Genomic DNA, 25124 nt, shown 5'->3' on the forward strand with positions numbered 1-25124 from the left:
ATGGCTAAACTAAAAAACGCCCCTTACTTAAAACAGCAAGATCCTACCGGTGAAAGCCCGGTAACTATCTGTTTGGGGTCGCAAGCGTGGGATATTGCCAAGCACTTTAATGAATTGGGCAAAAGTGCGGATGAAATCGCCCTCGAAAATGCCTTAGGCGACACGGCGGCTAAATTCCCTTGCGTGGTGGTGGATGGGGAGATATTGGAAAGCATTGAGCAATATCGCCTTGCTCCGAAAAACGCCCGAACTATCCGCTTGATTCAAGCCAATAATGGGCAAGCCTTATCGGTTGCGCTGACGGAACAAGTCTATTTAAATCTTGCCCGAACGACCCGCGCCGAAAGCGTGGTTTATTGCAATGAGGCGGGGGACGTGTTGGAGGATGTGAGCCAATATATCCAACGCTTGCGCAAGGGCGAAACCTATCACGGTGAAATTCAGCTCATTTGCGAATCAACCCGAAATCATCATCAGCCTTACACTGAAAAACGCACAGAAAACGGCATAGCGGGGCTTTTCAGGGTGATTCCGAAGTTAGACAAGGATACGGGCGAGATGACCGAGAAATGCGAATGGCTGGCCGATTGTGTGGAGGTGGTGGGCGTGGGCATTTCCGAAAGTGAGCATTTTTCGATGCTTTCCTTTCAACCACAGGGAAAAACTGAGCCGACTTTGACCGCACTTCCATGGGCAGAGATTGGCGAGCGTGCAGGGTGGCAACTGCTCAAACAACAGGGCTTGAGGGTCACGAATAATCAACGGCTCAAGCCTTATTTGGCGGATTATCTCCAAGACACGCAGAACAAGCCGATTTATCAGATTGTGAATGAAACCGGCTGGCAGGCAGATTTTAATGCTTACATTTTGCCGAATGGTGAAGTGCTGGGCGAGCCGGCTCAACCGGTCTATTTTAACAACAAATCCGCCACCGGCGCCGGCTATCAGGCAAAGGGAACGCTTGCACAGTGGCAGCAGGAAATCGGGCAATATCTTCAAGGCAATCATTCCATGATGTTGGGCGTGGCGTGCGCATTGAGCGCCCCTTTGATTGGCTTAATTGGGGTGGAGAGTTTCGGCGTGCATTTATTCGGAAAATCCAGCGCCGGGAAAACCACAATAGCCAATATCGCCAGCTCAATCTATGGCGAGCCGGACATAATACGCTTATCATGGAACGGCACCAGCCTAGGCCTAATTAACGAAGCCGCCGCGCGCAATGATGGCTTTATTCCCCTTGATGAAATCGGACAAGGGGCAAGCAAAAAGCACGTTGAGCAAACCGCCTACGCGTTATTTAACGGCGTGGGGAAAATTCAAGGGGCAAAGGAGGGCGGAAACCGAGAGTTAAACCGCTGGCGCATTCTTGCCTTTTCTACCGGGGAGCAGGATTTAGAGTTATATCTCAAACAAGATCATATCCGAACCAATGCCGGGCAATTGGTGCGCTTGTTAAATATCCCTATCACACCGGCAGAGCAATTTTATCAATTTGGCAATGGCAAAGCGCATGCAGACCATTTAAACGCCATGGCGAAGCGTTACCATGGCACAATGGGCAAAGCGTGGATTATGTGGCTATTAGAAAATAAAAGCGCGGTGGTGGCGGCATATCAGCGCTATGCCGAACAATGGCAAACCATGTTACCGAATGATGCCAGCCCGCAGGTTAAACGGGTGGCCGGGCGATTTGCGATACTGGAAACCGCGCTGCAGATGGCCGGCCATTTAACCGGCTGGAAAACGACGGAAAATCAGACCGCACTTTTACACAGTTTCAATGAATGGGTGAATGAGTACGGTTTACACTCAAGGGAAGAGAAGCAAATTATTGAACAGGTGAACGGCTGGCTTTTAAGGTATGGGGCACGCTTTATTGAAATTCCCCTTAATCCGAATCAGAAAGAGCCGAACGATACGGCAGGTTATCGGTTATTAGTCAATGAACGAAACGATAAAGAGAAGTTTTTTATTTATCCGCAGGTTTATTTAGAAGATGTGATTAAGGGATTTAATGAGAAACAGGCGAATGAAATATTATTCAATGCTGGAATGTTAGAACGTTCTAATGAAACGCCGCCACGATTCAGAGTGCGCATTCCGGCTAGTGTAGATAAAAAACAGACACGATGTTATGTATTAATTCCAATCACAGAACCGGAGGGAGAGGAAGAAAAGGAATAAAAAGCCTATTTTAAAAGGTGCAGGCTATCAAAAATCAAAGAGCAGATCAGAAATGATTTGCTCTTTTTTTATCCACCAACGAAAAAAATTGTATATAGGAGGGATTTTTTTACCGGGATAACCGGGATAAAACAGAGAAAACTAACAAGATATTCAATAAAAACAATGAGATATAATGAAAAAGTTATCCCGATATTTAAATTTTTATCCCGATTTTGACCCTTTTTATCCCGATTTTAGCCTATTTTATCCCGCTTATTTTTTAATCAATTATTTTCTATCCCGGTTTTATCCCAGTTTATCCCGGTGCTTTGGGATAAAATTGAAAAATTAACTATTTGAAAAATAATAATATTTAGTCGTTTATCCCGCTATCCCGGTTATCCCGGCATTTTTCTGTTATATATACACTTTTTTTTATTTTTTTTGCGCAGGAAATCTTCACGCTGATTCATAGGTGAAACTTTTCTAAATTAACATTGCTTTTTGTGTCAGTGTAAATATAATGTATTTATTCTTTAATCGATAAAGGGTAGCTATGTTTTCCATTGAGGGCTTTGAGTGGGACAAACACAAAGCAGAAATTAACGAAAGAAAGCACGGAATTAATTTTAACGAAGCTATCACCGTCTTTTATGATGACAATGCGTTATTAATTCCTGATCCGGATCATTCATTCTTAGAAGAGCGCTTTTTATTGTTGGGACGTAGTGAAAAAAGTAATGTGCTTGTAGTGGTGCATTGTGAACGAGATAACAATATCCGGATTATTTCAGCAAGAAAGGCAACAAAACGAGAAATCAACCAATACAGGGGGCAATGATGAGAGAAGAATATGACTTCAGCAAGGGAGTTAAAAATCCTTATGCTAATAATCTAAAATCTAAAAAAGTGGTTACCATTCGCATTGAAGACGAAACCATAGATTATTTCAAAGGCTTGGCAGAAGAAATGAAATTACCCTATCAAACATTGATTAACCTTTACTTAAAAGATTGTGTTCAGCAAGGGCGCAAATTAAAGATGACTTGGTAGGGAAAAGGATTGAAAAGGCTTAGTGCATTGCATTGAGCCTTTTTTATTGGAATTTTTTGACCAGTACGCGCGCGCGAGAACCAAGCCGATTTTACTAGGGAGGGGCGGGTAAAAAGTTCAAGGGAAAAGTCTTAAATACCGCCCTCGGAACTCCGTTTTATCGCTATTACAGTTTTTATAGCCCTTTTTTATGGACTCGCAAAAATTCGAATTTTGTCAGCAGTACGCGCGCGCGAGGCAATATAACGCCCTCAAATTTGAGGAGAGCTACGGCCACGGTTGAAATACCTTTACGATGCAGCCGGTTGAACCGTTACCATATGAAAATATTAAAGCATTCGTATAACACGAACACTTGATTAAGTAATAAACGAAATCCAAATTAGGATTTTGCGAACCTCAAATTAAGTTTTGTCAAGGAAGATGATGATGCCTTAAAACCCGAAAAACTGCCGAAAACCGCGCGCGCCTAAACCCGTGGAACACCCACCCCGTCTAGGAGTACCTTTTTCATTTTCCGGAAACTATCACGCAATCCTTTCGACATTCCCCAACATCCACCAACGGCGGACTTAACCTCAATTTAAGGAAAACAACGAGACCAAAAATGGACCGGTTAGTCGATCAAAATTAACGTTAAAAGATTGACTAATTGATTAGAGCCTCATGTTTAATAGACTAATATATTTAGAGGTGAACGCAATTTTAAGCCCGCCTAAAATTATCGCCGGTAGAATTTACGCAGACGATTTACACCTCCTCAATTTTGCCGCGGTTAGATTGTATAAATAATAGCCGTTTTAATAGGTGACTTTTTGATTTAGTTATACGTTTAGTTATACGGTTGAAGTTTTAGAAAATTAAAATTCAGTAATGACAAGGTTTTATTTGACTTAGATCAGGTCTCGCTCAGGCACCAATTTAACAATTTATACGTTCCAAAGAACACCGAAAAGCCTTGAAAATACTCATTTCAAGGCTTTTTATTATCCAATGCGCACCAATGCGATACTACTCAATCCTTGAGTTTTAGTACGTTTAGTAGGATTTTATTAAGTCGTTAAAACAGCGTTTTACTAAATATGCCGCAAAGCCTGTATTTTCAAGGCTTTCCTAAGTTTTAGTTGTTATCATATTTCCTCTCTTTAAGCCTGCGCGGATTTTTGTTTTTCAATTCACGCGTTCACTTGTTCTAAATTCCAGCGGATAACGTTTTGTGAAAGGCGGATCGGATGCGGGAATTGATTGGCTTTTACCGGCGGATTTAAGTTCGTGCGGCCAAAACCAATAATTGTTCCTATTGATAGAAACGCACCAACAAGATAAGGTTTCTTGCTTTCGGGAGCTACCCTAGATGCGTTTAATTATTATACTCTCACTAGTTTCATTAGACGTTCAAAGGAGTAAAGTGCTGATCTTTGACCAGATGCTTTGTCTTTTAGAACTAAAATATCATTTGCTACCAGCGTACTTATGATTTTATTTGCGGTTCCGGTTGGAATACCGCTTTTAGAAGTAAAATTCTTATTTCTAAATACAGGGTTAGTAAATATAAAATCTAATACATTGACTGTCCATTTTGATGAAAGAATATTAGTAAGTTCGATTTTCATTTGTTCATATAGATTTTGTATATTTTCTGATATAGCCAGGTTTTTAATCGCTTGTTCTTCTATTGCTTTAATAAAGAAACCACACCAATCATCCCAATTACCCGTTTTTGAAACATTACGCATCATATCTATATAGATGTTTTTGTTATCCTCTAAATATCCACTAATATAAAAATGAGGTGCCGATATTTGCTTAGAAGACCATAGCATTAAAGTAATTAACATTCTTCCTATTCTGCCGTTACCATCTTTAAATGGATGCAGAGCCTCAAACTCTAAATGTGTGATAGCTGTTTTTACTAGTTCTGGATCTTCTGAAGTATTAATATAGTTAAATAAATTATCTAATCCGGATTCTAAGTCGATTGAGGATATCGGTACAAATAAAATATTTTTTCTTCCGGTATCAGCTATATAGTTTTGTTCATTTTTAAAATAACCGGGAGATTTATTTGCCCCACGTCCGTAAGACAGTAACTGTTGATGCATCGTTTTAATCATTGATTTACTTAGTGGGTAGCCCTGTGAAATAGCTCTTTGTGCATTTTTTAATGTTCTTTGATAAAGTATCGTTTCTATGACATCCATCCTAACTTCACTGGAATATTGTTCACTGTCTCCGTAATCTGCCTCATATTGTAAAATTTCATCCATCGTACTAATCGTACCTTCCATTCTGGAAGAAATGACGGCTTCTTGATTTCTTAGTGGGGCAAGTAAAATCTCACTATTTTTCATACTTTTCAAACATTGATCGTATCTGGCAAGTGCTGAAGTCGCATTAAGTAGCTGTGATATAAATTTAGTATATTCAAGTTGTTGTGGAGGGAATTTACCGTAATGGTAAGTTACTGCATTATCCAAATTTAGCATATAAGCTCTCTCCTGATTTATTCTGTTTATACATTAGTCAATCTTTTAACGTCAATTTTGATTGACTAACATATTAGTCGATCAAAAACGAAGCTCAAATCCATTAGTCAATCTTTTAACGTCAATTTTGATTGACTAACACATTAGTCGATCAAAAACGAAGCGCTAATCCATTAGTCAATCTTTTAATGTTAATTTTGATTGACTAACACATTAGTCTATCAAAAACGAGGTGCTAATCAATTAGTTGATCTTTTAACGTTAATTTTTACTATCCAACCCGCTCGGATGTTCTTCCGATAACTTAAAAATCAGAGCGGGTATCCTTTAAAAGTGCGGACATAATTGAGAGAAAACCAGGAATTTATTGACCGCACTTTCATCAAAATAATAAGCAGGGTTAGCGAAATCCGCAAGGTAATGACTTATTGCCCGGAACCTTCGTTAAGGCGGAAATTCGAGCGGTGGGGTGTGGCTTTTTCTGGGGGGATTCGGTGCTGAATTGTGTCAATTAAAATGAAAAAAATTCATTTAAATGAATAAGAAACGCATGATTTCTAAAATCTGTTTCAGGTTATGTAAAGAAGTGCAAATATTGGCGTTCTTAATTGAATAAAAACTAATTGTCTATAATATGGCAGGGATTTTAGAGTTAGTCATCGTGTTATCCTCAGCGTAAAAATCATATCCTCAAAACATCATCAGGCATTTCAATGTAAAAGGATAAAAACAGGGAAGGTTTAGTCTTCACTCCCTCCGGTACATGCGGCGCGCTCTCACTTTTATCTCAATTAAGGATCATATAATGAACAAAATTTTTAAAGTAATTTGGAATCATGCTACACAAACCTGGGTTGCTGTTTCGGAATTAGATAAAGCGAAAGGGAAAACGAAATCCTCTTCCGGCCGGAAAAAAGGCGTTGCGGTGTTAGCACTTTCAGTTGCAGCGGCGGGCGGCTGTTTAATCGGCGGGGCGGCACTGGCGGCAACGGCGACTAACATTGATGGGGACATAACAAGTTCAACCGATGTTGATATGGAAGTTGCAATTGGTAAGGGGTCTAAGGTTGTTAATACTTCAACAGTTACCACATCGGATAGTGAGGGTGGCACTACTGCCGGCGGTATGGCGATTGGTTATAATGCTACTACGGTAGGTTCTGGGGTTTCTATTGGGTTAGATGCTTTTGCCGGTTCCGACTCATTGGCATTTGGTGCCGGTGCCACGGCTAATTCAAAAAGCAAAGGGAATGGACTAGTTGCCTCCAGTACGGCAATTGGTAATGGGGCTTATTCGGAAGGTGACTATGCGTTAGCCGTAGGCGCATTTTCTAGAGCCGGAGCAAAAAGTTCTATTGCGGAAGGGGTGCTGGCGGCAACGTCGAAAGCAGGATCTATTGCTATCGGACGTTCATCTGGGGCAAGTACTACTCAAGGAACTAGAACGCTAGGCAATGGTGTAGGAATCCCAACAGTGACTGTTAACCAGTCTGAAGGTCATGGTTCCGTATCTCTTGGGACCTATAGCCATGCTTATGGCGATTTAGGCGTTGCTATTGGTCAGTCGTCTTCGGTCAGTAATACTTCTGCGCTATCGGTGGCGTTAGGGGCGAAATCGGTAGCAGGGGCATTTAATAATGAACAGTCTTCCACCAATGTGACCTTTTTAAATGCTTCAGGGGTGAATGAAACCAAGGAATATGCCGGAACTTATAAGGCGGTAACAATACCGACGACTGGCAGTGATACGATTATGACTGCCAGTAAAGCCAATGGTACCAGCGTATTGGCTATCGGTACTAACGGTTCCGAACGCCAGATTCAATATGTGGCAGCGGGTCGGGTGACTAATGATTCTACCGATGCGATTAACGGTTCACAGCTTTATCATGTTTTAAATTATATGGGCTTTAATGTGCATAACACGAGCGATAGCTCTGTTGCGCGTATTAATAATAATTCTCATATCCAATTTAAAGATGGTAATTTAACCGAAGTTGTTGCTGAAGCAAAAGACAGCGGTGCTAATGCAACGGTAACAGTAAATGTTAAACAAGGCAGTTTTGATACAACCAATAATGGTACTATCGCTGCCAACAGCACACAGACCGGTGTGGCAACGGTTGCGGATGTGGCTGCTGCGGTGAAAAACACCGGTTGGTATGCAACCTCTAACAAAACCGGCACAGGAACGAATACCGGTTCAAGCAAGGAATTAGTTAACCCGGGTGAAACGGTAACCTTTATTGCCGGGGATAATATTAATATTACGCAAAGTGGCAGCAATTTCACTATATCTTCAACGGCAACGAGCGGAAACGCCGGCGATGGCGTACATTACTATAGCGTAAATGATAATAGCACACAGAAAGACAACTATAAAAATGATGGAGCTACAGCCAATAATGCCTTAGCTGCCGGTGTTGCGGCTAAAGCCAGCGCTGAAAATGCAACGGCTATCGGGATTAATTCAAACGCGTCCGGTATAGGCAGTGTTTCTATTGGTAACGAATCTAAAGCAGCCGGATTAAGAACGGTTGCAATCGGTGAATCGACAAATGCAACAATGAATGATGATATTGCGGTCGGTTATGGTGCTAAAACCAATGCGAATAACTCAGCTAATACAAGCAGTCAAGGCGGCGCGTTGGCATTCGGTATTCATACCAATGCCGATGGTGATAACGCGGTTGCGGTGGGGAATAAAGCCAATGCCACAGGAAATTCTGCTATTGCGCTTGCCGGTAACAGCACCGGCACCGGTGCGGTAAATGTCGGTTGGCGACAGGAAACAGCACGGTAAGCATGGGTTATTATGCTAAGGCTACAAAGGATTATGCAACGGCTATTGGTAGTCAGGCAAAAGCCGGCGGCATTCAGTCGGCAGCACTGGGCGCAAATGCAAATGCTTCAGCAGACTATTCATCGGCATTAGGCGGTAGTGCCAATGCTTCGGCAAATTATTCTTCAGCTGTGGGCAGTTATGCTAATGCAAGCAGCGATTATGCTTTTGCCGGCGGCTATTATGCCAATGCAAGCAATGAAAGCACCATTGCGCTGGGTAATAATGCAAACGCAAGCGGGGAAAGTGCCATCGCTCAGGGGTATCATGCCAGTGCGAGCCAAGAAAATAGTATTGCTATCGGTACGGAGGCGAACGCTTCAGGAATGCAATCTATTGCGATTGGTAGCAGCAACAATGTATCCGGCGTGAATTCCAGTGCCATTGGTAACAACAATACCATTTCTTCGGCTGCACAAAATACCAGCGTGCTGGGTAACAATGTGAGTGCGACAACCAAAGATTCCGTAATTTTAGGTGATTCTTCGCAAGGCGATGCTTCTGTTGTCGGTTGTTCTACCGCAAAAGTAAATAATATTACCTATGGTGGATTTGCAGGTAACACCGTAGATTCCGGCGAATATGTCAGCATTGGTGCTAAAGGCGATGAACGCAAAATTATTAATGTTGCGGCGGGGAATATCACTGCCGACTCTACCGAAGCGATTAACGGTTCTCAGCTTTATATTGTTGCGAATAATCTAACGGATTATGTAAATAATGTATCCTGGAAACTGGGTAATAATAGCGGCACTAAAGTTGATGATGTGAAAGCCGGTGATCAGGTGAATTTTGTTAACGGTACTAATACCGTGTCGAGCGTTATTGCAAATGATGAAGGTACGGTGTCCAATGTGTCTTACAGTGTGAAGGTGGATAATTCTACCATTAAAACCGGTGATGACGGCAACGTTACGGCAAATACTACTAATCTGACAGTAAATAATAACGGTACGGTAAAAGTTGATGACAATGGAAACGGGTCAAATCTGGTGAATGCCAGCACCGTGATTAACGCCATTAACAATGCCTCATTTGTAGCAACAATCGGCACCAATACGACGACTTTTGCTAATCAGGAGGGTAAATCCAACTATACGGTAAAAGCCGGTGAAACTCTGGTATTCCAAGCAGGTAAGAACCTGAAAGTGAAACAGGAAAACGGTACCTTTACTTATGCTACGGAAGATAATGTAAGTTTTGAGAACGTTAAAGTCGGCAATGTAACAATTAATTCCACCACAGGTATTGATGCAGGTAACACCACCATTACCAATGTTGCAAACGGCACTAACGCAACGGATGCGGTGAATCTCAGCCAGTTAAATTCAACTAAAACGGAAGTGAAGTCAGCAAACCAAACTGTGACGGTAACGAACTCTACCGGTACAGAGGGGCAGACGATTTATAATGTTGAAGTCAATGCGGACGGTAAAACCATTAACACTAACAGCAGCACCGGCGCGCTGGAAGTAGTTAGCGGTAACACCACAACCAATAGTAATGGCACGGCGAAAGTGGCGGACGGCAGCAATAATACGGATGTGGCGACTATCGGCGATATTGTTAATACCATGAATAATGTGTCTTGGAATATCACTTCAGGCACCAACGGTACGGGTACTCAAGCCGGTACTAAATCCGATGAACAGGTTAAAGCCGGCGAGACCGTTACTCTATTAGCCGGTGACAATATGGTGATTAAGCAAGATGGGCAGAACTTTACTTATTCCGTTAGCGAAAATCCGACATTCAGCAATGTGACGGTTAATAATACCTTAACTGTCGGCCCGGTAAAAATTAACAATACAACCGGCATTGACGCAGGTAATACGACAATTACCAACGTATCTAACGGCACTAACGCAACGGATGCGGTAAATCTTAGCCAGTTAAATGCAACCAAAACTGAAGTGACTTCAAATAATAAGACCGTTAATGTTACCAATTCGACAGGGGCAAATGGTCAGACTATTTATAATGTTGAAGTGAATACGGATAATACAACCATTAAGCCAAATTCTACGACTGGCGCATTGGAAGTGGTAACGGGTAATACCACAACCAATACTAACGGTACCGCCGCTGTGGCAAATGGTAGTAACGCAAGCAGTGTGGCAACAGTCGGCGATATTGTTAACACGATTAACAATGTATCCTGGAAACTGGGTAACAGCACAGCTCAAAAAGTGGATGATGTAAAAGCCGGCGATCAGGTGAATTTTGTTAACGGTACTAATACCGTGTCGAATGTGACTGTAAATGATGACGGTACGGTATCCAATGTGTCTTACAGTGTCAATGTGGATAATTCTACTATTAAAACCAGTGATGACGGCAAAGTTACTGCGAACACTACTAACCTGACGGTAAATGACAACGGCACGGTAAAAGTGGATGATGCTAACGGTTCAAATCTGGTTAATGCAAGCACAGTAACCAATGCGATTAACAATGCTTCCTTTGTGGCGACAATCGGCAAAGATGCAACTGATTTTACCGATCAGCAAGGCAAATCCAGCTACAAAGTGAAAGCCGGTGAAACCCTGACATTCCAAGCGGGTAAAAACCTGAAAGTGAAACAGGACAACGGTACTTTCACTTATGCTACGGAAGATAATGTTACATTTAATAATGTGAATACCACCACGCTGACCGTCGGTAATGGGGCAAACAGCAGTGCGCCGACAGTCAACTTTAGTGCGGAAGCGGCCACAAACGCCACAAACAATAATGCAAGCAATATGCCGGTAAACGCGCTGAATATTACCACTAACGGTAAGCCGACACAGATTACCGGTGTAGGTTCGGTATTAAATACACAAACCGTTAATACCAATCCGAACGGAACTGCAAGCAGCTCGACGTTAGTGAATTTAACCAACTTACCGGAAACGACCTTAAATTCCGCTGCCACCGTGCGTGATCTGCAGAATATGGGCTGGGTGGTTTCCGCTCAGGGCAATAATTATACCGATACGGTGAAAAACGCCAATGAAGTGAAATTTGTTGGCGAAGGTGCGGTTAATGTTACCGGGGTAACGAATAACAATATCCGTTATGTCAATATTTCGGTTAACGAGACTCAGGTGCGTAATAATATTACCGGTAATGCCACAGTGGACAGCAACGGTAAAGCGGTTGTACCGAATATTACCAATAATGCGACTGCCGGCGATCAGCTGGTAAATGCCACTACTTTGGTAAATGTGGCGAACAATGTATCCTGGAAACTTGGTGATAACAACAGCACTAAAGTCGATGATGTAAAAGCCGGTGATCAGATTAACTTTGTTAACGGTAGCAATACGGTGGCGAATGTGACTGTTACCGAAAACGGTACGGTATCCAATGTGTCCTACAGTGTGAATGTGGATAATTCCACCATTAAAACGGACGGCGATAAAATCGTTGCCAATACCACAAATCTGGCTGTTAATGATAACGGCACAGTAAAAGTGGACGGCGGCGACGGCGCTAATCTGGTTAATGCAACCACAGTAACCAATGCAATTAACAATGCTTCTTTTGTAGCGACAATCGGCAGCGACACCAGTGATTTTGAAGATCAAAAAGGAAAAGCCGACTATAAAGTGAAAGCCGGTGAAACCCTGAAATTCCAAGCGGGTAAAAACCTGAAAGTGAAACAGGAAAACGGTACCTTTACTTATGCCACGGCAGATGATGTCAACTTTAACAGTGTGAAAGTCGGCAATGTGACGATTAATTCCACCACAGGCATTGATGCGGGTAATACCACAATTACTAATGTCACTGCGGGTACCAATGCAACGGATGCGGTGAATGTCAGCCAGTTGAACAGCTCAATCGCTGCTTCTAAAGAAGAAGTAACTTCAAATGACAAGTCCATTAAAGTTAACGTTACCCAAAACGCAAATGGTTCAAATGTCTTTGACTTAGCTGTTAATACTGACGGTAAAACTATCAATACCAACAGTTCCACCGGTGCGCTGGAAGTGGTGAGCGGTAATACCACTACTAATGACAACGGCACAGCCGAAGTTAAGAACGGCAGCAACACCACGGATGTGGCGACCATCGGTGATATTGTCAACACCATTAATAATGTGTCGTGGAATACCGTTGCGGGTAAAGTTGACGGCACTAACGGTGAGGTGGAAGGCAATGCGACCGCCAAAGTGAAAGCCGGCGAAACCGTGACCTACAATGCAGGTAAAAATATCAAGATTGTACAAAACGGAACAACCTTTAATCTGTCCACGACCGATGATGTCAACTTTAACAGTGTGAAAGTCGGCAATGTGACGATTAATTCCAGTGGTATTGACGCGGGTAATACGCAAATCACCAATGTGACTGCGGGCACCAACGGCACGGATGCGGTGAATCTGGATCAATTAAATAAATCCGTGGCGGCGTCTAAAGAAGAAGTGACGTCAAAAGATAAATCCGTGACGGTCAATGTTTCACAAAACGCCACCACCGGTGCGAATATTTATGATTTAGCGGTCAACACCGACGGCACAACCATTAACACCAATAGCACCACCGGCAAACTGGAAGTAATCACCGGCGGTTCGCAAGTGAATGCCAATGGTACGGCCGCGGCGAAAAGCGGTGATGAAAATAAAGTGGCGACCGTGGGTGATATTGTCAATACGGTAAATAATGTGTCTTGGAATCTGACGACTTCAAAATCTGACGGTAATGTAACGGGTACGACAGAAGAGCAGATTAAAGCGGGTGAAGTGGTGACGATTGATGCAGGTAAAAACATTAATGTTACCCAATCGGCGAATAAAATCTCTATCGCGACCAATATGAACTCAAGTTTTGACAGCGTAGTGGTCGGGCCGGTGACAATCAATTCAACCGGCATTGACGCAGGCAACACCACCATTACCAATGTCGCAAACGGCACTAACGGTACGGATGCGGTGAATCTGAATCAGTTAAATAAATCCGTTGCGGCGGCGAAAACGGAAGTGACATCTAAGGATAACACCGTAAACGTCACCAACTCTACCGGCGCCAACGGTCAGACGATTTACGATTTATCGGTAAAAACCGGATCCTTTGGCAACACGACCAACGGTTCTTTAGTGGCGGGCAATGACGGTTTTGCTACCGTGACCGATATTATCAACGCGGTGAACAGCGGTTATTGGAAAGTCGGCAATAACGCCGGGACTGAAACGGCGCAGATTAAATTCGGCGATCAGGTGAATTTTGTCAACGGTGTCGGTACGAAATCCAATGTCAGCGGTTCGAATGTGACCTTTGATGTGAATCTGGTGTCCGGCGATAATTCCGTCAGCGTAACCAATAATACCGACGGTTCCGTAAACTTAAGCGTGAATACCACCAACGTGAAGAACGCCTTAGCCGGTAACGTCACCACCAATCCGAACGGAACGGTGAAAGTTGCCGATAACACCGACGGCTCTAATTTTGTCAACGCCACCAATGTGGTTGATGCGATTAATAAGTCCGGCTGGATCACCAATTCGACCACCGCAACCGGCGGCGCAACCGAAACCGTGATTAATCCGGGTAAAGCGGTGAATTTCGAAGCGGGTGATAATATGCAGGTGACACAAAGCGTTGATGCCAACGGCAATGTGACTTATACCTACGCAACGAAAGAAAACGTCACCTTTAAAAACTTAACGGTGACCGGTGATACGCAGGTACATAACTTCAGCGTGGCGCCTAATTCAACGGTGGATATGGGCGGCAACCAAATCACCAACGTATCTGCCGGTACAAACGGCACGGATGCGGTGAATGTGGATCAGCTGAAAGAAAACATCACCAATATTAACAATAATATTGCCAATGCGACGGAATCGGTGAAATGGAAACTGACGGGCAATAATGATGATGCCAACGCGACGACCGTCGGCAATCAGACCGTCAGCTTTAATAACGGCACAGGCACCGTTGCGGTAGTGAACGGTACTAACGTGACATATAACGTGGATACCGGCAATATCACGACCAATACCACCACGGGCGTGGCATCCGGTGATATTACACCGACTAAGATTGCCACCACCGGTGATGTGATCAACGCGATTAACAACAGCGGCTGGCGCACAACCAATAGCGACGGTTCCACCTCGCTGATTAATCCGGGTGACAGCGTGAACTATGTGAACGGTAAAGGCACCTCCGCCAACGTCACCACCAAAGACGGCGTCACCAGCGTGTCTTATGACGTGAAAACGACGGATTTAACCGTGAATGACAACGGCACCGTCGCGGCGCCGACCGACGGTTCAAGCGTGGTGAATGCGACCACCGTTGCCAATACGGTGAATAATGTCAGCTGGAATCTGCACTCTACCAAAGTTGAAGGCAGCAGCGGTAAAGTGACCGAAAGCAGCGATACGAAAGCGGCGAAAGTGAAAGCCGGTAATACGGTGAATATTAATGCCGGTAACAATATTGAGATCACCCGCAAAGGCAACGATGTCGCCATTGCAACCTCAATGAACCCGACATTCGATTCCGTGAAAATCGGCAGCGGCAATAATGCGACCACGATCTCTTCCAACGAGAGCGGAATCAGCATTGCCGGCAATAACGGTGAAGCCCGTCAGATCCACAATGTGAAAGGCGGTTCGGCGGATACCGATGCGGTGAACGTCAGCCAGCTGAAACAAAGCATGGGCGATGTGTACAACCGGCTCAACCGTAACAATAAAGATCTTCGCGCAGGTATCGCCGGTGCGAATGCCGCAGCCGGTTTACCGCAAGTATATATTCCGGGTAAATCCATGGTGGCGGCATCAGCCGGTACCTTCAAAGGTCAAAGCGCCGTGGCGGTGGGCTATTCCCGCGCCAGCGATAACGGTAAAGTGATCCTGAAGCTACAGGGTAATGCCAATACGCAGGGCGATGTGGGCGGTTCCGTCGGCGTGGGTTATCAATGGTAATCCGGTAATCTGACCTGAACAACGTGCGGTTAAAATTCCTTGTGTTTTTTAACCGCACTTTTTTTATGTTAAAATCGGTCGGTGCAATCGGCTTGGCTTTTAAGGCGGGTAAAGTGCGGTTGAAAATAGCTTAATTTTTCACCGCACTTTTTTTATGTTAAAATCGGTCGGTGTATCGAATTGCCGGTCGGGTAAAGTGCGGTCGAAAATAGCTTAATTTTTCACCGTGCTTTTTTATTTTAAAATCGGTCGGTGTATTGAATTGCCGCTCGGGTAAAGTGCGGTTGAAAATAGCTTGATTTTTCACCGCACTTTTTTATTTTTAAAATCGAACGGTGTATCGAATTGTCGCTCGGGTAAAGTGCGGTCGAAAATAACGTAATTTTTCACCGCACTTTTTATTTTTAAAATCGGTCGGTGTAGCGAATTGCCGGTCGGGTAAAGTGCGGTCGAAAATAGCTTGATTTTTCACCGCACTTTTTATTGTTCGAAGCGATGCCGGCGGTGTGGGTTAAAAGGTTTTTTCTTTCCAGTAGCCGAGCCATTCTTTCAGCGCCTGCATATTGGCGGGCATGGCGCCGGCCTGCGGGATAAAGTGCATCAGATTCAGCGGATAATAAGCCGGGGTTATGCCTTCGCCGACGCTTGCCGGTAAAACGTCAAACCCCTGTTTTTCAAATAACAGTTTCGCGCGTTGCATATGCCATTGATTCGTCACCAGAATAATGCGTTTAATCTTTTCTTTCGCCAGAATTTCATGGGTGAAACGGGCGTTTTGTGCGGTGGTGTGCGATTGTTTTTCCTGCCATTGGGTCGGGACATGGAAGAAGGTTTGCAACTCATCCGCCATGATTTTGGCTTCCGAATTGCCGTTCGGGTTGCCGCCGCTGATTAAAACCGGCAGCTGCGTTTGATTATGTAAATACGCGGCGTAGCGTAACCGTTCCAGCGGAATCGGCGGCACGGCAAGGGCGCCGAACAACTCTTTGCTGTCACGCAGTCCGCCGCCCAGCACCACAATAGCCTGCGCCGTGTTATAATCGTCGAGCGTCAGATTATCTTCAATGATCAGGCTGTCCTGTAGCTTTTGCGCAGTATAGGGAATACTGAAAATATACAGGATCAGGATGCCGAGCAGGCCGCAGGCGTAGCTGAGTTTTTTGTATTCCAGATAGCCGAAGCATAATGCCAGCAGCCATAAAATTAACACGTTAAACGGCGGAAGTGCCAGCGCGGTGAGAAATTTTGTCAGTGCATACATAGAGTTATACCTTATCCATAAAGAACTATCATGCGAGTCCGTTGTCAAAATAGCAGTTGTGCGGATTGCGCAAGCATAAAGCGGTTAGAATATTTTGTAAAGACGCTTAAGCCTGTCGGCGTTATGCTTTAAAATGCTTCCCTTTGGCGAAGATCGTTATGTAACAAGTAAAACGGGTAGAAAATGAATGAAGTGTTAGTTTCCCTTAAGCAGGAATTGAAAAAGATTCTTGACTTGATTATCGATAAAAACGATGTGTTGTATTTTGATTACCCGTTGCATTTAAACGTCGGGGATCTGTTGATTTATGCCGGTACGGAACGGTTTTTTAACGATTACGGCGTGCATGTCCGCCTGCGGCGCTGTTTGCAGAGTTTTGCTCTTGACGAAGTGAAAAAATATGTCAAGCCGACCACCACGCTGCTGTGCCACGGCGGCGGCAATTTCGGCGATTTGTATCCGGCTATTCAGCGTCTGCGTGAAGCGCTGGTGGCGGCGTTTCCGCATAACCGGATTATTGTGCTGCCGCAAACGGCGTATTTTTCCGATCAGGCGGCGCTGGAAAAATCGGCGGCGATTTTTTCCGCTCACCGCGATTGCTATTTGTTGGCGCGCGATAAGGCGACCTTTGAATTAATGCAGGGTAAATTTTCCGATAAAGTATTTTTATCGCCCGATATGGCCCATCAGCTGTATGGCGTGCTGACGCCGAAAGTGAAAAGTGCGGTGCAAAAATCAACAGAAAATATTCTGTATTTTTTACGCAAAGATATTGAAGCCAGCCGGCTGGAAAAAGACATTCAGGCCACACTGCCGCCACATGCCGCGGTGAAAGACTGGGAAGATATTCTGAGCAAGCAAGATGTCAACTATGAACTGCTGTGCGGCCGTCTGGCGCGGGTTGCCAATAAATTGCATTTGACCTTCGTGAAAAATTGGGTGAATGCGATGTGGTATCGCCACACGCTGAATGTGATTGAACGGGCGCGGGCGGAATTTCTGCGTTATGACACCGTCGTGACCAGCCGGCTGCACGGGCATATCTTTTCCTGCCTGTTAGAATTGCCGAATCAGGTATGCGATAATTCTTACGGCAAAAATTCCGCTTATTACAATCAATGGACGAACGCGATCGACTTCGCAACACGATATGAACGGTAATCATCGCAACCTGCTCAGCCTGCTGCTGGTCACGATTGTCAGTACCGGGCTGACGATGGTGAGTTCCTTTTTGCTGGCTCACCTGCTGACCGTGGACGAACGCGGCGCATTCCAATTATTTGTGACCGCCGTCACTTATGTGGTGACCGTGGGCGCCGGCGGGGTCGGTTTTGCGCTGGCATTGTGCATGCGCCGCAAACAATATCACTATTGGCGCTATTATGTATTCGGCTTTCTGATTATCGCCGCGCTGGTTGCCGTGCTGGCTTTGTGTCTGTTTAACATTACGGATTTGCATGCCCTGTTTGTGCTCAATGTGGTGCTGACCGCGGTGCTGACCATTACGCTGGAAAACAGCAAAATCGACGCCAATTTGGGCGTTTATCGCCTGCTTTCCCTACAACAGCCGATTTTAGCCGTGTTACTGTACGGGGTGTATTATATGCTGTTCGGCGAACAGCATATCGCCGCGGTGGTGTATCTGCTGACGGCGCTGACCGCCGTGCAGGCGCTGTGCTGTTTATATTATCTGGGCAAAATTGAGACGAAGTTCAAACGCGAAAATGAGATTACCGCCATTGATTTGCGTTTTTTCGGCAAAAACTGGATCAAACAGAATCTGCTGCAAACTTTCGGCGCCACCACGGTGAATCTGGATAAGTTTCTGATCGTGTCGCTAATGGGCAATTACACGCTGGGACTTTATACGGTGTGCATCGCGTTTGATGCGTTGCTGACGAAATTCATCAATATGCTGGCGGATTATTATTATTCCGGCCTGCTGAATAACATCAACCGGATTAAGCCGGTGTTAGTATTGATCGCTGCCATGAGCATTGGTGCGGTGGCGATTGTGCCGGTTTTGGCCGAAGCGGTCGTCACCTTCTTTTTCGGCGCCCGTTATGCGCAGGCTGCGCCGGCATTGTTGCTGTTTATCATTAATTCGATTCTGGCGGGATTGTCTTGGGTGCTGTCGCAGAATATGCTGATTTTAGGCAAACAGGTGTTATTATTCACCCGTCAGCTGATCTCGATTTTCGTGCTGGTGCTGCTGTTTTTCTGCTTTAAAACGCAGGGCCTGTACGGCGTCGGCTATGCGTTAATCGGCGCAAGTCTGACACGTTTGCTGATTTCCATTGTGTATTATTATAAATTTCCGGTCGCACAATCGGTGTAAGCGCCGATGCCGACATAACGGATAGTTGCTGACAAGCGAACCAGAAATAGGAAGAGAAATGAAAAAATATCTGATTTCCTTGGATAAAGACGCTCACCGCCGCGAGCTGTTTTTTGCCCAGCCCGATACCCGCGATTTCCGGGTTTTCAGCGCCATCAATACCATGACGGAAACCGACGAAAAACTGACCGCACTTTTTGCGGCGGACGAGTTTGCACGTCGTTACGGCAGAGCGGTGACCAAAGGCGAAATCGGCTGTACGCTCAGCCATCTGGCGGTGTATCGCCTGATTGCGGCAGACGACGGTATCGCCGCGGACGAATATTGTCTGATCTGTGAGGACGATGCTTTATTGGCGCCGGCGTTTCAGGCGAATCTGGATTGCATTATACGGCAACGGATCGGGGCGGATATTATTTTAATCGGGCAATCGAAAATTCCCGCCTTTAACCATTGGGAACTGGAAATCAATTACCCGACCACCTTTTCCTGTTTACGCCGGCCGATCAGCGGTTGTGCTTTCAAATATGCCTATCCGTACCGTAATTATTTCGCCGGCACGGTGGCTTATTTAATCAGAAAATCCGCCCTTGGCGCCTTTTTATCGCAGCCGCAGCGCCCGTTCTGGCTGGCGGACGATTATATTTTATTCGGCGATCAATTCGGGCTGGATATCGCGGTGATCCGTCCGTTAATGGTGATCGAAAATCCGCAGCTTACCAGTAATCTGGAAACGCTGCGCGGTTCGCTGCAACATAATATATGGCAGAAATTATTGAAATATCCGGCAAAGAAATGTTTGGCGGTTAAACGCAATTTAGGAAAACGATGAATGTCGGCATTATTTAACCTGTTTTATCTCTATGATCCGTGGCTGTTTCATGTCTTTCGCATGGCCTTTTTGTGCGGAGCGGCGGCGTTGCTTTGGCTGGTATATCGTTGGTGGCGGAACCAATTGCCGCACGGGGTAATCGTTCCGCTGGACAGTTTCGCCGTGATTATCGGCTTGCTCTTATTCAGTTTTTTACCGCTGATTATACACGGCAGCAAAGATTTTTCCGTGCTGCTGCAATACAGCAAAACCCTGATTTTGTTTGTGTTTGCGCTGGGCATTTATAACCTGTTTTATTTCACGCCGGACGGGCAGGCAAGGATGGTGCGCGATCTGAAAATCGGCATTGCCGTGCAGGCATTTATCGGTTTGCTGGCTTTGATTGGGCTTTCGTTCGCCATTGATGCCGCGCTGTCCACCCATGTGCTGCTGCCGCGTTTTTACGGCTCGGAGCAGGAATACCGCCTGTATAATCTTACCTCGGCGGCGTTTTTTCAGCTCAGCGCGTTTTATCTGATGCTGCTGCATTTTCTGCTGGCATACAATAAACGGCACAATAATATCAGTGCGGTGTTTTTATTTCTGATGTTATTTATCGGGCTGATTTCCGGCCGCACTTTTTTAATTCTGTCGCTTATCAGCATCGCCCTGTATTTTAAATGGCGCTATATTCCGGCGTTGTTGCTGTTTGCCGCGCTGTGCGTTTTGCTGGCGCTGAATTATGCCGAAAACAAGTATGTGGCGCATGCGCTGGAACCGTTGATTAATGTGTTAAATCACCGCGGCTTAACCAGTTCTTCCACCGATACCCTGATGCAAAAGCATTTATTTATGCCGCAGTGGCGCCAGCTGTTATTCGGCGACGGCTATTATGTGACGCCGGAAGGCAAATATTACGGCGGCACCGACAGCGGCTTTTTGCGTCAGGCGCTGTACGGCGGTGTGCTGAACGTGCTGGTGTGTTTTTTGTTTACCGCTTATTTTGTGCGTAAAATCGCGCTCAATTGGTTTGACGGCAGCCGGATTTTTACCTTATCGACCCTGTTTATTCTGTCGGTATTGAATATTAAGGCGGATACTTACGCCTTTCCGGGCATTATGCTGGCGTTGCTGATGTTGTTGTCCCTGTTCGGCAGAGAGGGGAAAAACCGGCTGTTATTTAACCGTAAGGGGAGTGATTGATGTTTAGTATTATCGTGCCGTCCTATAACCGCAAAACGGAAATCCCCGCGCTGCTGGACAGCTTGCGGCGGCAAACCCGTTATAATTTTGAGGTGATCATTGTTGATGATTGCTCGCCGGACGCCGTTGAGGTGACGGAGGCTTATCCGTTTCCGGTTCGCGTGGTGCGCAATGACACCAATCAGGGGGCGGCGCGCAGCCGCAATATCGGCGCCCGGCTGGCAGCGCACGACTGGCTGCTGTTTTTAGATGATGATGACCGGTTCGCCGATAATAAATGCGAAGTGCTGGCACAGGCGATCGTCGCGCAACCGCAGGCGAATTTTGTGTATCATCCGGCGCAATGTGTGATGGTTAACGAACATTTCACCTATTTTACTCACCCTTATGCGGACGTGCGGGCGCTGACCTTAGACAATATTCTGCGCGCCAATAAAATCGGCGGTATGCCGATGATCGGGCTGACCAAAGCGCTGTTTCTGCAAGTAGGCGGCTTATCCACCGATTTGCTTTCGCTGGAAGATTATGAGTTTGTGCTGAAACTGGTCAGCGATGCGGCGTTTCGCCCGCTGTATGTGGATCAGCCGCTAAGCCGCTGTAGTTTTCACACCAAACGTTCCAGTGTTTCCACCAATACGGCGAATACGCAAAAAGCGATCGCCGTAATTGGCGAAAAATATGTTACGACGGCGGTGCAGCGTAAAAACTTTGCGCTGAACGCGCAATATATGCTGGCTTATCCGCATATGATGAATTTGTCGCGCCGTGCCGCAAAATACTATTTCGCCATGTTTAAACTTGATCGTCGTGTTAAATCCCTGTTTATCGCGGTGATTACGCTGCTTTCGCCGCGGCTGGCGATTAATTTGAAAAGGTTTATCTAATGAAATTTTCCGTATTAATGTCTTTATATGTTAAAGAAAATCCGCAATATCTGCTTGAATGTCTTGAAAGTTTAAAAGTACAGAGCCTGCCGGCGGATGAAATCGTTCTGGTGTTTGACGGCCCGCTCACTCCGGCGCTGGAAAGTGCGGTGCAAAATTATCAACAATTTTTGCCGCTGAATATTGTCCGGCTGGCGCAGAACCGCGGTTTGGGTCAGGCGTTAAACGAGGGGCTGCGCCATTGTACGCACGAATGGGTGTTTCGTATGGATACCGATGATATTTGTGATCCGCAGCGATTTGAAAAACAGGCGGCTTTTATTCGGCAACATCCCGACACGGTGATTGTCGGCGGGCAAATTGCCGAATTCGGTACCGATATTCAGCATATCGTCAGTTATCGCCGGGTGCCGACCGGTGCGGCACAGATTGTGGCGTTTACCCGCCGGCGCTGTCCGTTTAATCATATGACGGTGGCGTATAAAAAATCCGCCGTGCAGGCGGTGGGCGGTTATCAGGATTTGCAGGAAGATTATTACTTATGGATTAATCTGGTGGCGCAATATCCTCAGCAGGTGGCGAATCTGCCGGATATTCTGGTGTATGCGCGGGTCGGCAACGGCATGGTCGGCCGCCGCCGCGGTCTGGCACAAGCCCGCTGCGAATGGCATTTATTTAAACTGAAGCGCCGTTTACATATGCAGGGTACGCTCTCCGGGCTAGGGATTTTCGCCCTGCGCGTGATCCCGCGTTTATTACCGCTTTCGCTGCTACAGGTAGTGTATCGGTTTTTGCGTAAGTAATTTGTTATTTTTTATCGCCTTGGACAAACAAGGCGTTGTATCAGTGAGGAAAGTAAAATGCGTCAACCTTCAATCCGCTTAGCCTTCTGCGCCGCGGCGCTGATTCTGGCAGGCTGCGCCGGCAATCACAATCAGAACGAAAACGGGCATTATGCCCCGATAAAAGCTATCGATAGCGCGGCGGCGTATGATAAACCGCGGACATGGCAGAATTTTGATGATTATGTGCGGTTTTTAAAATCCAAAGCCGCCGGGCAGGGCGTGTCCGCGGCAGTGCTGAATGAACAGAATAATATCCGTTATATTCAAAAAGCGGTGGATCTCGACTGGCAGCAGGCGGGCAGAGCCAAACGCCGTGATCCGAGTTTGCCACCGGTGGTGAATCCGAACGGCGTCACCAATTATGTCAACCGCGTGCTGACGACTAATAAAGTGGATATTGCCGAAGAACGTTATTGGGAACAATTGCCGCAACTGGAAGCCGCCAGCCGCCGTTTCGGCGTGCAGAAAGAATATCTGCTGGCGCTGTGGGGCATGGAAAGCAGCTTCGGCTATTATCAGGGCAATTATGATGTCTTATCCGTGCTGGCGACACTGGCTTTTGACGGGCGGCGCGAGGCGCTGTTCAGCCGGGAATTTGTAGCGGCGATGAAAATGCTGGAGCGCGACCATATCCGGCGGGATAAAATGCTGGGCTCTTGGGCGGGCGCAATGGGGCAGACGCAGTTTATGCCGAGTTCTTATTTAAGCTATGCGGCGGATGGCGATAATGACGGTGAAAAAGATATCTGGGCTAACCATTATGATGTTTTCGCCTCTATCGCCAATTATCTGCATACCGTCGGCTGGAACGATAAACTGCCTTGGGGCGTGGAGGTGAGCTTAACGCAGTATGTGGATTTAAGTCTGTCCGGCACGGAAAAAGGCAAAGCCCGCTCCTTACGGGATTGGCAGGCGCTCGGCGTGATCCTGAAATCGCCGAGTGCGCAGGAACAGGAAAAACTGGCCGCATTGGCGCAAGCGCAATTATGGCTGGTGCGTCCGGATCAGGATGTCGGACGGGCTTTTCTGGTTTCTAATAATTTCCGCACCATTCTGGATTGGAATAAATCCAATTATTTTGCCGTCAGTATCGGTATGTTCGCCGATCGGATCAAACAACGGATCGGAAATTAAACCGCCGGCTGCACGCCTTATCCGTCTTGTACCGATTGAGGTAAAGTGCGGTGCGTTTTGCCAAAAAATAAGCCTGACCGTTAGCGGTCAGGCTTATTTTATCGGCGAGTGAGCAGACTAAGTGCGGTTATTTTTTCGCCGCTTTTGCCTGTGCCACCCAGTTGTCGAATTCGGCCTGATGGGCTTTAATCCAGCCGTCCACATGACGCTCGATGTCTTTCGTTGAATTCTGTCCCTGACGCATTGCCATATTCTGCGCGTTAATATCGCTTAACGGCAGTTTCATCAGCGAGAATAATTTTGCCGCGTCCGGATGCTGTTGAGCGAACGTTTTATTGGCGATAATGTTGATCGTATTCATGGTGAACCCGTAATCTTTACCGTTCGCAAGTGCGGTATTTTTCGGCGCAGTTTTGCCGGGCGCGGTGTCTTTCGGCACTTCAAGCCAGACTACATCTTTGCCGGGCACCAGCACGCCGCTGACCCAGTACGGCGTCCAGGTGTAATACAGCACCGGTTCGCCGTTTTTATAACGGGCGATGGTATTGGCGATCAGCGCGGAGTAGTTGCCCTGATCGTGTTCAATGGTGTCGCCCAGCTGATAAATATCGAAATGCTCATTAATGGCGCGTTCACAACCCCAGCCCGGGTTACAGCCGGTTAAATTGGCTTTGCCGTCGCCGTCATGGTCGAATAATTTTGCCATTGCCGGATCTTTGAGCTGGCCGATATTGGTAATGCCGTATTTATCCGCGGTTTTTTTATCAATTAAATAGCCGTGTACCGCGTTATTCACATAAACCCCCTGACGGTAGAAGGCGTTGTCGCCGCCGGCTTTTTCGTATTTATCATCATGCAGCGGGCTCCAGTTGGTGGCGAGGAAAGTGGCGTCGCCGTTGGCAACCGACGCATAAGCCACATTGTAATCCACTTCTTTCGGTGCGTTAACCTGATAGCCCAACGCTTCCAGACCTTTTGATACCAACACCGTTTGAAAGGTTTCTTCCGCAATGGTGCTTTGAATCGGCTGAATCACCGTGTCGTTCGCCTGCACTGTCGCGGCGCTAAAAACGGAAAAAAGGGTAAGTGCGGTCATTTTTGTTGTGTTATGTAACATGTTTTCTCCTTCATTGATGTTATTCGGTAAGCGAGCCGGTACATTTATGCCGGTTTATCGA

General features: G+C 46.0%; 15 protein-coding genes. 12 read left to right on the forward strand and 3 right to left on the reverse strand.

Annotated features, from left to right (window positions below):
* The 3 genes from ACESOH_RS07600 to ACESOH_RS07610 all read left to right on the forward strand — a co-directional run bounded on the left by ACESOH_RS07600 (position 1) and on the right by ACESOH_RS07610 (position 3219).
* Positions 1-2184: a DUF927 domain-containing protein gene (locus ACESOH_RS07600; RefSeq protein WP_373100583.1), complete on the forward strand. Its 2184-nt coding sequence runs from the start codon at positions 1-3 to the stop codon at positions 2182-2184.
* 538 nt (positions 2185-2722) lie between these two features.
* Positions 2723-3007: a BrnT family toxin gene (locus ACESOH_RS07605; RefSeq protein ID WP_373100584.1), complete on the forward strand. Its 285-nt coding sequence runs from the start codon at positions 2723-2725 to the stop codon at positions 3005-3007.
* Positions 3004-3219: a BrnA antitoxin family protein gene (locus ACESOH_RS07610; RefSeq protein WP_373100585.1), complete on the forward strand. Its 216-nt coding sequence runs from the start codon at positions 3004-3006 to the stop codon at positions 3217-3219. The genes ACESOH_RS07605 and ACESOH_RS07610 overlap by 4 nt, the downstream gene beginning before the upstream one ends.
* 1367 nt (positions 3220-4586) lie before the next feature.
* On the opposite strand, the gene ACESOH_RS07615 is transcribed toward ACESOH_RS07610, so the two are convergent.
* Complete coding sequence (locus tag ACESOH_RS07615) at positions 4587-5705, reverse strand: Fic family protein (protein ID WP_373100586.1); 1119 nt, start codon at positions 5703-5705, stop codon at positions 4587-4589.
* 805 nt (positions 5706-6510) lie between these two features.
* On the opposite strand from ACESOH_RS07615, the gene ACESOH_RS07620 reads away from it, so the two are divergent.
* Together ACESOH_RS07620 and ACESOH_RS07625 are read left to right on the forward strand one after the other, a co-directional pair.
* Positions 6511-8508: an ESPR-type extended signal peptide-containing protein gene (locus ACESOH_RS07620; RefSeq protein ID WP_373100587.1), complete on the forward strand. Its 1998-nt coding sequence runs from the start codon at positions 6511-6513 to the stop codon at positions 8506-8508.
* A gap of 2 nt (positions 8509-8510) precedes the next feature.
* Entirely contained in the window at positions 8511-15470 is a 6960-nt protein-coding gene (locus ACESOH_RS07625) for a YadA-like family protein (protein WP_373100588.1), read from the forward strand.
* Between the two features lie 511 nt (positions 15471-15981).
* Here ACESOH_RS07625 and ACESOH_RS07630 read toward each other — a convergent pair.
* Positions 15982-16731 (reverse strand): YdcF family protein, encoded by a 750-nt coding sequence (locus ACESOH_RS07630; protein WP_373100589.1) that lies wholly within the window; start codon positions 16729-16731, stop codon positions 15982-15984.
* A 183-nt stretch (positions 16732-16914) separates the two neighbouring features.
* Here ACESOH_RS07630 and ACESOH_RS07635 point away from each other — a divergent pair, with 183 nt between their 5' ends.
* Genes ACESOH_RS07635 through ACESOH_RS07665 form a run of 7 tightly spaced genes read left to right on the forward strand, consistent with a single transcriptional unit; the run spans position 16915 to position 23946 of the window.
* Positions 16915-17892 carry a polysaccharide pyruvyl transferase family protein gene (locus ACESOH_RS07635; protein WP_373100590.1) on the forward strand — a complete coding sequence of 326 codons (978 nt, stop codon included), beginning with the start codon at positions 16915-16917 and terminating at the stop codon, positions 17890-17892.
* Positions 17882-19069, forward strand: a complete 1188-nt coding sequence (locus ACESOH_RS07640) for a lipopolysaccharide biosynthesis protein (protein ID WP_373100591.1) — start codon at positions 17882-17884, stop codon at positions 19067-19069. The genes ACESOH_RS07635 and ACESOH_RS07640 overlap by 11 nt, the downstream gene beginning before the upstream one ends.
* A 58-nt stretch (positions 19070-19127) precedes the next feature.
* Positions 19128-19901, forward strand: a complete 774-nt coding sequence (locus tag ACESOH_RS07645) for a glycosyltransferase family 25 protein (protein ID WP_373100592.1) — start codon at positions 19128-19130, stop codon at positions 19899-19901.
* Positions 19902-21083 (forward strand): hypothetical protein, encoded by a 1182-nt coding sequence (locus ACESOH_RS07650; RefSeq protein WP_373100593.1) that lies wholly within the window; start codon positions 19902-19904, stop codon positions 21081-21083.
* Positions 21083-21967, forward strand: a complete 885-nt coding sequence (locus tag ACESOH_RS07655) for a glycosyltransferase family 2 protein (protein ID WP_373100594.1) — start codon at positions 21083-21085, stop codon at positions 21965-21967. The genes ACESOH_RS07650 and ACESOH_RS07655 overlap by 1 nt, the downstream gene beginning before the upstream one ends.
* Positions 21967-22770: a glycosyltransferase family 2 protein gene (locus tag ACESOH_RS07660; RefSeq protein WP_373100595.1), complete on the forward strand. Its 804-nt coding sequence runs from the start codon at positions 21967-21969 to the stop codon at positions 22768-22770. The genes ACESOH_RS07655 and ACESOH_RS07660 overlap by 1 nt, the downstream gene beginning before the upstream one ends.
* 57 nt (positions 22771-22827) lie before the next feature.
* Positions 22828-23946 carry a lytic murein transglycosylase gene (locus ACESOH_RS07665; protein WP_373100596.1) on the forward strand — a complete coding sequence of 373 codons (1119 nt, stop codon included), beginning with the start codon at positions 22828-22830 and terminating at the stop codon, positions 23944-23946.
* 127 nt (positions 23947-24073) lie between these two features.
* Here the strand turns inward: ACESOH_RS07665 and proX are convergent, their stop codons facing one another.
* Positions 24074-25063, reverse strand: coding sequence for a glycine betaine/L-proline ABC transporter substrate-binding protein ProX (gene proX / locus ACESOH_RS07670; RefSeq protein WP_373100597.1), 990 nt, complete (start codon positions 25061-25063; stop codon positions 24074-24076).
* Positions 25064-25124: the final 61 nt, after the last annotated feature.

Source organism: Necropsobacter rosorum, from assembly GCF_964241405.1.
GTDB classification, from domain to species: Bacteria; Pseudomonadota; Gammaproteobacteria; order Enterobacterales; family Pasteurellaceae; genus Necropsobacter; species Necropsobacter rosorum.